Source organism: [Clostridium] citroniae WAL-17108, assembly GCF_000233455.1.
Classification (GTDB): Bacteria; Bacillota; Clostridia; order Lachnospirales; family Lachnospiraceae; genus Enterocloster; species Enterocloster citroniae.
In genome coordinates, this window is record NZ_JH376426.1 from 118,496 (window position 1) to 132,501 (window position 14,006).

Consider the following 14,006-nt stretch of genomic DNA (forward strand, 5'->3'; position numbering starts at 1 on the left):
GGCCGCCTGTGAGGATATGCCGCGAAAGTCTATTGACATAAGCCCACGGATTATCCTGTCCAGCAGAAAAGGGGCAACTGCACCCTTTTCCTGCCTTCCGGCGAGGATGGGTTCGGGCAAAGCCCGAAATCGGGTCAAGGGACGAGTCCCTTGTGGGGGTTGGGGCAAGGCCCCAAGATCTTAAAACCATTAATATCTGCAATTTTCAAGGTTCGGTTGAGCCTATTTTTTAGACTCCGTTTTTTCATAGATTACTTGACACTACCCTTTCTCCAGAATAGGATACAAGGTACATCATACAAAAAGAAGTTTACTTTTTCCGTGAACTTTTTATTACATGTATCTTAATTATTTGTATGATGGATTCCCGATTTTTAAGTGGATTTTTTATCCAATTTATGGCATGATAATATGGATAGGTATATAATGGAAGTGTGAATTGAATGTCTGGATCCTTCCAACACATAAGGAGGTAACTAACTTGGCTAGCAGAGCAGAATTAAAAGCGCGGGCAAAAGCATGTTTAAAAAAATACTATTGGATGGCTCTTTTGGTGAGCCTTGTGGCAACCATATTGGGCGGAGGCGGCAATACCTCCGTTAATTTCAGTATACCGGGCCGTTCCGGCTCCCGTTATCTGACGGAAGACTTTGATCTGGCGGCCCTGATCGCTGTTATGTTCATCGTTATCATCATGTCTGTCATCATTTTTATTGTATGTGTCCTGATACAGACCTTTCTGAGCAACGTGGTGCGGGTGGGACTGTGCTCCTACTTTATTGAAAGCAGGCAGAGACAGGCGGACGCGGGCTTTGAACGCCTGTTTTACGGATTTGGCGGCGGCAGATATCTTAAGATCGTAAAGGCAATGTTTATGAAGGACCTGATCATATTCGGCTGGACCCTGCTTCTCATCATTCCCGGCATTATCAAGACATACCAGTACGCAATGGTTCCATATATCCTGGCCGAATACCCGGATATGGATTACCGCAGCGCCCTGGACCAGAGCAGAAACATGATGGATGGGCACAAATTCCAGTTCTTTGTATTGCAGCTGTCCTTTATCGGCTGGGAAATTCTAGGTATACTGGCATGCTGTATCGGTATCATCTTTGTGCTTCCTTATGAAAATGCAACCTATGCGGAATATTATGAGGAATTAAAACAGATGGGGTACAGACAGGAATATAACGGAACTTACTGATACAGTCCAGAAGACAGGGCTTACCGGTATGGTCCAGAAGACGGAAATTGCCGGTACGGTCCATAAGACGGAAAAAGCAGGATTTCAGGGAGGCAAATCCCTGTAAATCCTGTTTTTTAGTTTTGGGACAGCGGCGGATCGGTCTATCCCGGGATGGTTCCCGTCACAGTGCAGTTACATCCATCACAGTCCGGTCACATCGATCACAGCTCCTGTATCCGCCGAACTGACCAGGGCAGCGTATTTGGCCAACGCAGGTTTTCTGGGCTTTCTCACAGGAACAAAGGCCATTTTTCTTTTCTCCAGTTCCTCCTGGGACACTTCAAGGTGAAGGCCGCGGCCTGCAATATCGATTTCGATCACGTCCCCATCTTCCACCAGTCCGATGGGACCTCCCGAGGCGGCTTCCGGGGACACATGGCCCACGCAGGGACCGTGGGTGGCCCCGGAAAAGCGGCCGTCCGTTACCAGGGCGCAATCCTCATCCATTCCCCGTCCCATAATCAGAGCCGTGGTGGAGAGCATTTCCCTCATCCCCGGCCCTCCCTTGGGTCCTTCATATCGGATCACAATCACGGTTCCCTTTTCAACCGTATTGTTGCTGATGGCTTCGTCCGCCTCCTCCATGGAGTTGAATACACGGGCTTTCCCCTTAAAATGATACATGGAAGATTTAACCCCCGACTGCTTGACCACGGCGCCCCTTGGCGCCAGATTTCCGCGGAGCACCGCGATGCCGCCCTCAGGCTTCTGGGGGGATTCCATGCTCTTTAACACATCATCAGGAGCGGCTTTGACCTGTTGAAGCAGTTCCCTTAAGGTGCTGCCTGTTACCGTAAGTACATCCCCGTGGATCCTGCTCTCTATGGTTTTTAACACGGCTGAGATCCCGCCGCTTGCATCCAGTGATACAATGGGGTATTTTCCGGAGGGCTGCAGGTTACACACAAAGGGAACCTGCCGGCTGATCCGGTCAAAATCCTCCAGGTCCAGCTTTACTCCTGCCTCATGGGCAATTGCCATCAGGTGCAGGACCAGGTTGGTGGAGGAACCAGTGGCCATGGCTCCGGCAACACCGTTCAGCATGGACTCCCGGGTGAGGATCTTCCTGGGTGTGATCCCCTTTCTCAGGAGTTCCATCACACATCTGCCTGATGCCTTGGCAATCCGCTTTCTCTTGTTGGATACCGCTGGTGCTGTCCCTGCTCCGGGCAGGGCCATGCCCAGCACCTCCGTGAGCATACACATGGAATTGGCGGTTCCCAGGTGGGCACAGCTTCCAACCGTTGGAAGGGCTGCTTTCTCAGCCTCCTTCATCTCCTCCACAGTCACAGTCCCCATTTCCACACGTCCGGGATATTCCCTGAGTTCAGAGGAACAAAACAGCGGATTGCCCCCCACATTTCCGGGAAGCATGGGGCCGCCCGGCACAATGACGGCCGGGATATCCAGCCTGGCGGCCGCCATCAGCATGCCCGGTATGATCTTGTCACATCCCGGCAGCAGCACCATTGCGTCAAAATGATGGGCCTCCACCACCATTTCCACGGAATCGGCGATCAGGTCCCTGCTGGCCAGCGGATAACACATCCCCTTATGCCCTTGGCACAGGCCATCGCAGATAGCGATCGTCTCCGACTGCCTTGGTACGCCTCCCGCCTCTATGATCCCCTGTTTCACATACTCTGCCAGTTCACGCAGATGCACATGCCCGGGCACCATTTCGCTGAAGGAACCGATGACCGCCACAAAAGGCTTTTTCATATCCTCCTCATCCATACCCGCGGCATACAAAAGCGCCCTCTGCCCCGACCGCCCAAGGCCATTGGTCAGAGTGCTGCTGCGGTATTTCCTGTCTTTCATCTCAAACGCATCTTCGTAGTTCTTTTTGTAGTCCTCTTTGTACTCCATATCGTACTCCATAACACCCTCCTTATATGCAGTTGCTTACTGTATAGGTAACGGTTCAGGACGGTTCATTTTCTTGACCGGAAAAGCCGGTCAAGAAGCATCGGATGTTCCCTCTATTTCACCCATTTTCCCGCCGTCCTTAACTGTTACGTGTATATTATAATTCGTTACCTTTGATAAGTAAAATTAATAGTTTTACGCTTACTGTTAATTTTTTTAACAGTATCTTTCCTGCCCTGTTGTATTTCCCCACATTTCCATTTATAATTAAGGTAGTGGAGCACAAGGAGGTTTTCATGAATCTAAAGGAGATAGAGTATATTGTAAAAATCGCGGAGGAGCGCAATGTGACAAGGGCGGCAAAAAAACTGTTCCTCACCCCCTCTGCCCTGAACCAGCAGCTGCTCCATCTGGAACGCGAGATCGGCACGCCCCTCTTTTTCCGTTCGCGCACCGGATGGTCTCCCACGGAAGCCGGGGAGGTCTACCTCAGCGCTGCCAGGGAAATGCTGCGTCTAAAGCGTGAGACCTATCATCGCCTCCAGGATATCACTGACGCAAAAAAAGGCTCTCTCTCCATCGGTTTCCCGCCGGAAAGAGGCGCCCACATGTTCACCAGTATCTATCCTGTTTTTCATAAAGAGTATCCAGGTATTGTGATCAATGTATCGGAGGTAAGCGTCCGAAGGCAGCAGCAGATGATCATCCAGGGCAGCCTGGACATAGGGTTCATGACCCTGCAGGATAATCAGCGCACAGATGATGAGTATCTGCCTATCAGCACCGAGGAGCTGGTGCTGGCCGTCCCGTCCGTCCATCCCCTGTGCAGCCAGGCAAAGCCCGGCGGCAAGGGTCCTTATCCGGAACTGGATCTGGAAGGCCTTAAGTACGAACCCTTTGCCCTGATGTACAGGGAATCCACCATCCGCCAATGGGTTGACACCATCTTCCGGCAGGCAGGCTTTGTTCCCAATGTACTGTTTGAGACAGCCAGGGCCCGGACCATTCTCCATATGGTGGGAGCGAGGATGTGCTGCGGCCTGGTGCCTGAGTCTGATACACTGGCTCTGCGGGAGGATGTATCCTATTTTTGCCTGCCGGACCACCCTTCATGGAAGATTGTGGCCAGCTACCGCAAAAACAGTTACCTGAGCAGTCCTGCCATGTACCTGGTCCAGCTGGCATCACAGTATTGGCAGGATCCTAGCAGAGTTTCTCCATAACTGAGGCCGATGTCTTTTCATTGTTCACACTGCAGGTATCATAGTATCTTCTGTAATACTCGGTGTACAAAAGGTCAATGAGGAACAGCTGGCTGATCTCCGCCGATGAAGAACCAGCCTGCAGCGGACTTTCATTGGCGCCGCACAGCAGTACCATGTCGCCGTAAGCAGTCAGAGGGGACTTGACGAAACGGGTGATACATACAATTTCCGCCCCTGCCTGCTTGGCCAGCTGCGCCACATGGATGGTATCCTTGGTGGCTCCCGAATAGGAGAACACCACAGCCACCTCACCCTTGGTCATGGTGGAGGCCATCATGGCCTGGATATGGGAGTCTGATGCGCAGTACACCTTGGACTCTATTTTAAGGAATTTGTCGGCCGCCTTCATGGCCGTGGTCATGCTGGTGCCCACGCCGTAAAAACAGATGCGCGTGGCGTTGTGGAAACACTGAATAACCTGTTCAAAATGGTCTCTCTTAAGAAGTGATTGGGTCTCCTTAAGTGCGTTTATATTGGAAGCAAGCACCTTCTGGACCACCTCGTCAAAGGTGTCATCCAGGTCGATATCCCCTTCCATCTGTCCCATGCCCTGCCTGCCCTCATTAAGGCTCAGGGACAGAAGCATTTTAAATTCCTGATACCCTTTGCAGTTCATGGTCTTGCAAAACCGGAACACACTGGTATCACCCACGTTGCAGACCTCGGCCAGTTCCGTGATGGACATGAACAGAACTTTTTTAGGATAGTTGAGGATATAGTCCGCCACCTTTTTTTCCGCTTTTGTAAACTGGTTGTACTCTCCTCTGATCCTCACTAAAAAATCCGCTGTCATTTGCCTTCCTCCTTTGGCTGCCCGAAGCCTGAAAAATAAATTTATTAACAGTTCAGAACGGCGTGAAAATGGGTACAAAAGCGGGCGTTAAGCTTGCTCATAAGTCCGTTTTTGCACCCATTTTCACATTGGATGGACATCCGATGCTTCTTGACCGGCTTTTCCGGTCAAGAAGATGAGCCGTACTGAACAGTTACAATTTATTTATATTATAAAAAAAAATATTTCTTTTAGCAAGAGAGGGGTGTACTTCTTATGAAGCATTTGTCTAAAAAAGAACTTTTCTCAATTCCTAACCTGATGGGATATTTCCGCCTTGTCATGATTCCGGTATTTGTATGGCTGTATCTCCACGCTGTGACGGACGCAGACTATTACAGGGCTGCCCTGGTCATGGGCATTTCCTCCATCACCGATATGTTTGACGGTATGGTTGCCAGGAAATTCAACATGATCACGGAATTCGGCAAGTTCCTGGACCCTCTGGCCGACAAACTGACCCACGGCGCCATTCTTCTCTGCCTTTTAAGCCGCTATCCTCTGATCCTCCTGTTAGTCGTCCTTTTTGTGGCAAAGGAAGGGTTCATGCTCGTTATGGGCGCCATCAAGCTGCGCCAGGGCAAAAAGCTAGACGGCGCCATGTGGTTTGGGAAATGCTGCACCGCCCTGCTTTTTGTAGTCCTCTTCCTTTTCCTCCTGTTCCCCCATATGCCTATCCCTCTGGTCAATGGGCTGATCCTGCTGTGCGGGGTAGTGATGGCGGTGACTCTTGTGATGTATGTACGGGTGTTTAGACGGATGTAGGGCCGGCCTTAAGCCGGTATCCCCTCCTTGATCGCCGCTACAAACCTCCTTGTAATATCTCCTGGCTCATCGCACTCCTCCCCTTTCTAAAAATGGAACATATCCAGTTCCTCTGCCTGATACTTTTCCTTAATTCTGAGAATCTCCTCCTTAAGGCCCGTGAGTTCTGAATCCTCATAGTTGTAGAACGGCTTTCTGGAGTACCCGGATTCCAGCCCTCTCCAGTTCATCATACCGTGGAGCACGGATGGGAAATCATATTTCAGGGCCGCGAAGATCACCTCATCCGCAATCTTCTGAAGCCTCATTCCTCCCTTGATATCGCTCGCCTCCACCTTGGCCAGAATCTTCTTGTACAGATCCGGGAACAGGTTGTAGAAGGAACCGATGATACCGTCCGCCCCTGCGCACATGCCGGAAAATGCCATCTCATCACAGCCTGAATAGATCATGAAATCACTGCCCAGCTTTTCCTTCAGGTATCCCATCTCATCATGGGATCTTGCCGTGTATTTGAGGCCGTGCACATTGGGAAGGTCCGCCAGCTTCAGCAACAGGCCCATGTCCATAAGCCCTGCCAGCTGGATGTTATAGACCACCATGGGAAGGGGCGTTGCCTCAGAGATATCTTTGTAATAGCTGTAAATATCATCCGCCCTGAACTTCCAATAGAAAGGAGGCACGGACGAAATGGCGTCCGCCCCTGCCTCATAGGCGTGCTTTGCCAGTTCAATGGATTTCTTTGTGCCAATATCCCCCACATGTACGATTACCGGAACCCGCCCTTTAACCTGATCGATCACAGTGTCCACCACCAGGTTCCGCTCCTCGGCGGTCATTGTAAAGCATTCTCCCGTACTGCCGGTGAGATAAAATCCGTCTGCTCCATGGTCCAGCATAAAATCCACCATACGTCTGGTGCACTGGATATCAACATTTTCCTCTTTGTCAAAAAATGTCATCATTGCCGGGATGACTCCCTTGATCTGTGTCATTTTAAATTTACTCATGATTGCCTCCTGTTGTTTGAACCTCTTTCTTTGCAGCTGCCTGCTCGCTGACGCGGTGGCAGCATACCATATGTTCCCTCCCTTCCTGCATGATAATGGTGGGATGGGGTATCTCGGTCCTGCATTTTTCCATACACTCCGGGCACCTTGGGTGGAAGGTGCAGCCGGACGGCGGGTTCACCGGGCTGGGTACATCGCCCTGAAGCGGGATCCTCTTGCGCCTCTTATCTATATCCGCAATGGGAATCGCGCTGAGCAGCGCCTTTGTGTAAGGATGGAGCGTATGTTCAAATAGCTCTTCCGTATCCGCCATCTCCACTACCCGCCCCAGGTACATGACCACGATCCGGTCACTGATGTATTCCACCACGGACAGGTCATGGGTGATAAACATGTAAGTGAGGCCGCGCTCCACCTGGAGCTTTTTCAGAAGCTGCAGCACCTGGGCCTGAATGGATACGTCCAGGGCCGACACAGCCTCATCGCACACAATAAATTCAGGGGATACGGACAAGGCTCTGGCTATACCGATCCTCTGCCTCTGGCCGCCTGAAAACTCATTGGGATACCGCTCCATGTACTCCGGAGGCAGGTTAACTGCTTCCAGAAGCTTTGCTATCTTTTCCTTCCTGACCTTTTTGCTCCTCTCCCCAAACCGGATCAGGGGTTCCTGCATGGAACCGAATATGGTAAAGGACGGATTTAGGGAGGAATATGGATCCTGGAACACGATCTGCATCTTGCACCGGGCTTCATCCAGCTCCCTCTTATTCATACCGATCAGCTCCCTCTCCCCTGTCTCAAAGGAATATCGGATACTGCCCTCCGTGGGTTTGATCAGCTGAAGGATACTTTTCCCCAGGGTGGTCTTGCCGCAGCCGCTTTCTCCTACCACACCCAGTATTTCCCCCTTGTATATGTCAAGGTTCACATCATCCACTGCCTTCACATACCCCACGGTCCGCTTAAATACCCCCTGTTTCACAGGGTAATACGTCTTCAGGCCGTTTACCTTAATGAGCACATCCTTTTTGTCTGCCATTATCTCACCCCTCCTTTCCCATCAGGTCATGAAAGCATCTGCAGTAATGGCCCGGCTCCAACTGGACCTCGGGGGGCATTTCCTCCATACACCGGTCGGCGGCGAATTCACACCTTGGCGCAAACTGGCAGCCTTTGGGACGGTTATATGGATCGGGTGTAGAGCCTTTGATGGGTTCCAGCTCCTGCTTCTTGCCCCGTCCCAGCACAGGTATGGACTTAAGAAGGGCTCTTGTATAGGGATGGGCCGAATGGGTCAGCACAGCTCTGGCATCCCCGCTCTCCACAATACTGCCCATGTACATTACAGCCACATTGTCGGCCAGCTCGGCAACCACACCCATATCATGGGTGATGAGCAGGATAGCCGCATCATGATTATTCTTAAGGGCCAGCATCAGCTCAAATATCTGCGCCTGGATCGTCACATCCAGGGCCGTGGTGGGCTCATCCGCTATGAGCACCCTGGGCTGGCAGCTCATGGCCATGGCGATCATGGCCCTCTGGCACATGCCCCCTGAAAACTGGTAAGGGTATTCATCCACCCTCTTCTCAGGAAGGGGGATCCCCATGTCCTTTAACAGGCTGACCGCCTTCTCCTTTGCATCGCTCTTGCTCTTTGCCCTGTTATGATAGAGAAGGGATTCGTTGATCTGGTATCCCACTGTAAAGACCGGATTCAGGGCCGTCATAGGGTCCTGGAATATCATGGCGATCCCATCTCCGCGGATCTCACGCATCTCTTTTCCCTTCCGCTTTAACCGGTCGATCCTTATATCCTTACCCTTGTCGTAAAAATGTATCTCCCCCTTCTCAATCCTGGAAAGATCAGGCAGCAGGCCCATAATGGAATTGGCGGTCACGGATTTGCCGCACCCGCTCTCTCCCACGATACACATGATCTTCCCCTTCTCCAGCTGGAAGGACACGCCCCGAAGGACTTTGTTGCATCTCTCATTGTTATAAAAATTAACTTCCAGGTCCTGGACTTTCAATACTACGTTATCGCTCATGATGTATTATCACACTCCTTGCATTGAGCACTTAGCGTCTGTCTTTTAGATGCTTATGTGCGAAAGCACTTCACGATTCTTAGCGAGGTCCTTTCGAGCTTAGTATCGTGAAGTTTCCCCTGGCACTTAGCGTCTGTCTTTTAGATGCTTATGTGCGAAAGCACTTCACGGAAGCACATTGGTTATCCGATCTGGGACGGGTCCGTGGCATCCCTCAGACCGTCACCGATAAAATTGATACCCACCACAAACAGCGTCACCACAATACCTGTTGGCAGCCATACCCACCAGGAATTCTTCAGTATCATCAGGTCCTGGGCCGCATTCAGGATATTGCCCCAGGTGGCCACCTCCAGAGGAACACCCAGTCCAAGAAAGCTTAGGGATGCCTCCTGGAGGATGAACATGGCAGTGGAAAGGGTTATGTTTACAAAAATGGGGCCGATGGCATTGGGCAGCATGTGGACAAATGCGATCCTCATGCTTCCGATTCCAAAAGCTTTCAGCGCCTGTACATATTCTTCCTCCCTCAGGGACAGCATCTGGGACCTGGCCATACGGTACATGGAAGGCCAGCCCGTAATGGAAAATATAAATATCAGGTTCCATAAACTCTGGCCCGTAATGGTCACCAGGATCAGAACCAGGATGATCTGGGGAAATGACATAAGAATCTCTGATATCTTCATAATGATACCGTCAAACCAGCCGCCCTTGTAACCTGCAATGGTTCCCAGGGATACGCCTAAAACCGTTGCGATCAGCGCGCTTCCAAGGCCCACGCCTATGGATATGCGCCCCCCATAGAGAACCCTGGCCCATATATCCCTGCCGATTTTATCAGTTCCCATAATATGGGAGGCAGTAGGCGGGCTCAGGATGTTGCGCAGGTCCACCTTGGTGGAGCTGTACTGGGTAAACAGGGGCGCGCACAGGCACATGAACATGATCACAAAGAATATGATAAATCCCAGTACGGACAGTTTGTTGGCAAACAGCTTTCTGAGGGCACGGTTCTTGATCCCTTTTTTTATACGGCCGGAGTTTTCCCTCTCCAGGATCCGGTCCATTTTCCGTTCAAGTGAACTTTTCATCCCGCACCTCCTAACTCAGTTTAATCCGCGGATCCAGCACTGCTGTGATGATATCCACGATGATGCTGGCCACAAGCACCAGCAGGACACTGAAGAAACCGATGATCATGACCAGGGGTGTATTCTGGGAGCGCACAGCTGAGACAAAGAGCACACCGATACCCGGCCACTGGAACACCTCCTCCACCACCACAGCACCTCCGATGAGCATGGGAAGGCGGAAACCGATCAATACCACCACCGGCGTCATGGCAGCCCTCAGCCCATGGAGAAGATTGACCCTCCACTCAGGCAGGCCCTTGCTTCTGGCTGTCTTCATATAATCGCGCCCCATGGAATCCAGCATGCTGGAGCGTCCATAACGCATAACTCCTGATGTCAGGGAAAATCCCAGCACAGTGGCAGGCATGATCAGATAGGGCAGCCGTTGAATAAAGTTCTGTCCCGCATAGGCCATCCGGCCTCCCACCGGAAGGATGCTGGTGTGGAGTGCAAATGCATTAATGCAGATGAGTCCCAGCAGGAACTGGGGGATCGCCACACCTACCATTCCAACAATACTCAAGATCTGGTCCAGGACCGTTCCCTTTTTAAGGGCACAGACAATCCCCAAAAGAATACCGAAAACAGAGGACATGACCAGGGAGGTAAAGGTCAGCTCAATGGTTGCCGGAAGGTGGTTCTTCATCAGGGTAATGACAGGGACGCCGCTCTGCAGGCTATATCCGAAATCACCGTGAAGCATTCCGGCCAGCCACTTTAAATAGCGCAGGAAAAACGGGTCGTTCAGGCCCAGGGCCTCTCTCATGGCATTCAGCTGTTCCGGCGACATGGTGGCAAGGGCATCGGGCGGAATCAGGAAATCAACCGCATCACCCGGCATCAGCTCCATGCCCAGATAGATCAGGAAGCTGATTACCAGCATCATGGGAATGAGGGTCAGAATTTTACGTATTATGTAATTACTCATTAAAATTCCTCCTTGCATTGAGCACTTGCGCCAGGTTTTCCGGCGCTTTGTGCGAAAGCCCTTCGCAATACGAAGCAAGATCATCCATAGCTTCGCATCATGGAAGTTCTCTTGTTAAAAAACAGGGCGGACCGTTTTATTACCGGCCCGCCACAGTCCAATCATCCTACTTTATATTCGCATCATGAGGGAACTGGTTGATATAGAAACATCTGGTATAGCGGATATTTGCCGCCGTCACCGTCATACCGTCCATGGCTTCGATGGCCTTTGCATCATCTGTGGATTTGCTCCATGCATAATCGATCTTGCCCGCTCCCGCATTCTTAACCAGATTGCCGTCATTCTCTCCGCTGGCAAACATATAGATGGTATCAATATTGCCTGTTCCGGTCTTGTAGTATCCGTCCCATCTCTTCAGGGTTGCATAGTTGTTGAGGACCACCTCATCAACTTTGTATGGGCCTGAACCGATTGGTTTCTGCCAGAACTGATCTTGCTGCAGCGTCTCGGGGCTTGCTTTCTCCAGACAATGCTTCGGAAGGATGGGCCACTGTGAAAATACCGCAAGGGCATTAGCTGATACCGTGTCAAAGTTTACTGTAATCTTGTTTCCATCGATCTCAACGCCTTCCAGGTTGTCGGTCTTGCCCTCCAGGAAATCAGCTGAGCCCTGGATGGCCTTCATTACCTCGGATGCAACCGCATTGGTTCCCGGGGTCCTTAACATCAGTTCCAGTGTGAACTTAACATCCTCTGCAGTGAGGGGTTCATCATCATGCCACTTTAACCCGTCCCTTAAGACAAACTCAATGGACTTGTCATCCTCAGACACAGCATAGCTCTCAGCCAGCATTCCCTCTGTGGGATTCAGGGAACTGTCCGCATTGATCAGCTTGTCGAAGATCAGCTCAGTGTTGATCATGTAACCCGGATTAACCATGGGATACCAGAAAAATTCTTCCGGTCCGCCGTTGGTGTACATGGTATTGTCCGCCCGGTCGATCTTCCAGTCCAGAATGTTCTTCTCATAGGAAAACTGGTCGTTGCCGAATTTGCTGCCCGCAGTGTCCAGCTTGTCGCTGGTATAGATAAAGCATACCTGGTGATACAGCGGCATGGCCAGTTCATTCTCTGCCACAAACTGCTGGATCTTAAAAAATGCTTCCTTCTGCTCATTGGTATCCATGGTTGCGTTGGATGCTGCAATCATCTCATCCAAGCCATCCTGCTTGGGAACCGAGGAGTTGTTGGATGCAGTGGATGCAAAGCGGTTATAGAACTCACTCTCCGCCAGGGCTGCAACGGCTGCATAGGCCAGATCCCACTTCACAGCGGACGGTCCCTTCTCCTTGTCTGCGGGCGGTACCCAAAGCTGGGCTGCCAGGTCGCCTTCCAGCTTCCTGAACTGGGCCTTCACGCCAACCTCTTGCCAGTACTGGCCGATAATGGTCATCAAATCCACGGTCTGCTGGTCATCATAGTAGTAGACCACGTCCAGGGTATAGTCTGCCGGCCATCCTGCTTCCTTCAGCAGCTCCTTGGCCTTTTCCGGATTATACTCATAGACCGGGATCTCAGGGTTCAGCCAGTCGCCGGGGGCGGTAAAGCTCTTAGCCACTTCCGCCTTTCCCTCAAAAAGGCTGTCCACAATGGCTTCCATGTCAATGGCGTAGGCCAGTGCCTGCCGCACCCTTACATCCGCCAGAGGTGTTCCCAGATCTGTTGCCCCTGCCCCGTCTGCGGAGCTGCCTGAGGTCCCGCCTGCAGGTGCCTGTGTGGTCTGGGCGCCCTGCCCCGCAGCAGTGGTCTCAGCCGTCTTTCCTCCCGAACCACAGCCGGCCAGGGATCCCACGGCAAGAGTTGCTGCCAAAAGCAGGCTTGCTAATCTTCTTTTCTTCATAATCCGTAACCTCCATTTCTTAGTTTGTACTTTGTACTACAAAGTTTTGTAACCTTCATTGCTTTTTCAAGCTATCGTGACTTTATTGTATGATAATTGCACATACATGTCAATATATAATTTATTTTCTTGTGTGTATAATGTACGTATTATGGATATTATCTTGTCGAATTATGTACATTTATAACAGTTCATTGACTTTTTTACTAATATGCAATATGATAAACATATAGTTAGAACTTTATCATACAAATCATACAGCACAGGGAGAATCACAGGTATGGCAAAAGCCAATGGAATGAAAAATCTAAAATCCCGCAAGTTATATCTGCAGGTTTACGATGAAATTAAAAGTTATATAGAGAAGAACCATCTGATGCCGGGAGATAAGCTGCCCTCTGAGATGAAGATGTGCGAAATGCTGGGGGTAAGCCGTAATGTGCTGAGGGAAGCCATCAAATCCCTGGAGATTACGGGCACGGTCTGCTCCACTCCCGGTGTGGGGATTGTCATTCAGGAGTTTAACACTGATTTTTTCCTCAGCAACCTGATCTACAGTATCAGCGATGAGGACCAGCTGCACAAGGAGATCGAGGAACTGCGCCGGGTGCTGGAGCTGGGTTTTGCAAAGGATGCATATGAGAGCATCACCCCGGAGTCCCTGGAGAGCCTGACCAAGGAAGCCAAAACCATGGAGAGCCTGTTTGTCCAGATCAAACAGTCACGCTCCTCCGTATATGGTGCCAGGTTCGCTGAGGCTGACGCATCTTTTCACAAGATACTGTTCCAGGCAGTGGACAATCACCTGTTAAAGTCCATTATTGAGTTTTTCTGGGCATGTGACCGGTATTATAAAGTCAAGACCACCCACAGCAACATGGAGCTCACCGTGGAAAAGCACCTGCGCATCTGCAATGCCATCAAAGCCCGGGATTATCAGAAGTACTATGATGCAATGCAGTTCCATTTTAATGTGGGATATTTTAAGAGATAGA

General features: G+C 50.9%; 12 protein-coding genes and 1 pseudogene. 5 read left to right on the forward strand and 8 right to left on the reverse strand.

Annotation, left to right across the window (positions count from 1 at the left end):
- Together HMPREF9469_RS33870 and HMPREF9469_RS20895 are read left to right on the forward strand one after the other, a co-directional pair.
- A pseudogene (locus HMPREF9469_RS33870) lies at nucleotides 1-233 on the forward strand (hypothetical protein); the annotation flags it as partial.
- A gap of 248 nt (nucleotides 234-481) precedes the next feature.
- Nucleotides 482-1,207, forward strand: a complete 726-nt coding sequence (locus HMPREF9469_RS20895) for a DUF975 family protein (protein WP_007866387.1) — start codon at nucleotides 482-484, stop codon at nucleotides 1,205-1,207.
- Between the two features lie 183 nt (nucleotides 1,208-1,390).
- Here the strand turns inward: HMPREF9469_RS20895 and ilvD are convergent, their stop codons facing one another.
- The gene (ilvD, locus tag HMPREF9469_RS20900; protein ID WP_007866389.1) at nucleotides 1,391-3,130 is read right to left on the reverse strand and encodes a dihydroxy-acid dehydratase; all 1,740 of its coding nucleotides are present in this window, start codon (nucleotides 3,128-3,130) and stop codon (nucleotides 1,391-1,393) included.
- A gap of 284 nt (nucleotides 3,131-3,414) precedes the next feature.
- Between ilvD and HMPREF9469_RS20905 the strand changes: the two genes are divergently transcribed.
- Nucleotides 3,415-4,341 (forward strand): LysR family transcriptional regulator, encoded by a 927-nt coding sequence (locus HMPREF9469_RS20905; RefSeq protein ID WP_007866392.1) that lies wholly within the window; start codon nucleotides 3,415-3,417, stop codon nucleotides 4,339-4,341.
- Here the strand turns inward: HMPREF9469_RS20905 and HMPREF9469_RS20910 are convergent.
- Nucleotides 4,322-5,176: a MurR/RpiR family transcriptional regulator gene (locus HMPREF9469_RS20910; RefSeq protein ID WP_007866402.1), complete on the reverse strand. Its 855-nt coding sequence runs from the start codon at nucleotides 5,174-5,176 to the stop codon at nucleotides 4,322-4,324. The two genes, HMPREF9469_RS20905 and HMPREF9469_RS20910, sit on opposite strands and share 20 nt — an antisense overlap.
- 255 nt (nucleotides 5,177-5,431) lie before the next feature.
- Here HMPREF9469_RS20910 and HMPREF9469_RS20915 point away from each other — a divergent pair, with 255 nt between their 5' ends.
- The gene (locus HMPREF9469_RS20915; protein ID WP_007866404.1) at nucleotides 5,432-5,980 is read left to right on the forward strand and encodes a CDP-alcohol phosphatidyltransferase family protein; all 549 of its coding nucleotides are present in this window, start codon (nucleotides 5,432-5,434) and stop codon (nucleotides 5,978-5,980) included.
- An 86-nt stretch (nucleotides 5,981-6,066) separates the two neighbouring features.
- Here HMPREF9469_RS20915 and HMPREF9469_RS20920 read toward each other — a convergent pair whose 3' ends face one another.
- The 6 genes from HMPREF9469_RS20920 to HMPREF9469_RS20945 all read right to left on the reverse strand — a co-directional run bounded on the left by HMPREF9469_RS20920 (nucleotide 6,067) and on the right by HMPREF9469_RS20945 (nucleotide 13,011).
- A complete protein-coding gene (locus HMPREF9469_RS20920; RefSeq protein WP_007866407.1) occupies nucleotides 6,067-6,990 on the reverse strand; it encodes a dihydrodipicolinate synthase family protein in 924 nt (307 codons plus the stop codon).
- Entirely contained in the window at nucleotides 6,983-8,032 is a 1,050-nt protein-coding gene (locus tag HMPREF9469_RS20925) for an ABC transporter ATP-binding protein (RefSeq protein WP_007866410.1), read from the reverse strand. Before HMPREF9469_RS20925 ends, HMPREF9469_RS20920 begins: the two co-directional genes overlap by 8 nt.
- 4 nt (nucleotides 8,033-8,036) lie before the next feature.
- Nucleotides 8,037-9,044 (reverse strand): ABC transporter ATP-binding protein, encoded by a 1,008-nt coding sequence (locus tag HMPREF9469_RS20930; protein ID WP_007866413.1) that lies wholly within the window; start codon nucleotides 9,042-9,044, stop codon nucleotides 8,037-8,039.
- 182 nt (nucleotides 9,045-9,226) lie between these two features.
- On the reverse strand, nucleotides 9,227-10,138 hold the full coding sequence (locus HMPREF9469_RS20935; protein WP_007866416.1) for an ABC transporter permease: 912 nt from the start codon (nucleotides 10,136-10,138) through the stop codon (nucleotides 9,227-9,229).
- 10 nt (nucleotides 10,139-10,148) lie between these two features.
- Nucleotides 10,149-11,108, reverse strand: coding sequence for an ABC transporter permease (locus tag HMPREF9469_RS20940; RefSeq protein ID WP_007866418.1), 960 nt, complete (start codon nucleotides 11,106-11,108; stop codon nucleotides 10,149-10,151).
- Between the two features lie 166 nt (nucleotides 11,109-11,274).
- Nucleotides 11,275-13,011 carry an ABC transporter substrate-binding protein gene (locus tag HMPREF9469_RS20945; RefSeq protein WP_007866420.1) on the reverse strand — a complete coding sequence of 579 codons (1,737 nt, stop codon included), beginning with the start codon at nucleotides 13,009-13,011 and terminating at the stop codon, nucleotides 11,275-11,277.
- A gap of 280 nt (nucleotides 13,012-13,291) precedes the next feature.
- Between HMPREF9469_RS20945 and HMPREF9469_RS20950 the strand changes: the two genes are divergently transcribed.
- Nucleotides 13,292-14,005, forward strand: coding sequence for a FadR/GntR family transcriptional regulator (locus tag HMPREF9469_RS20950; RefSeq protein ID WP_007866423.1), 714 nt, complete (start codon nucleotides 13,292-13,294; stop codon nucleotides 14,003-14,005).
- The last annotated feature ends 1 nt before the right edge of the window (nucleotide 14,006 follow it).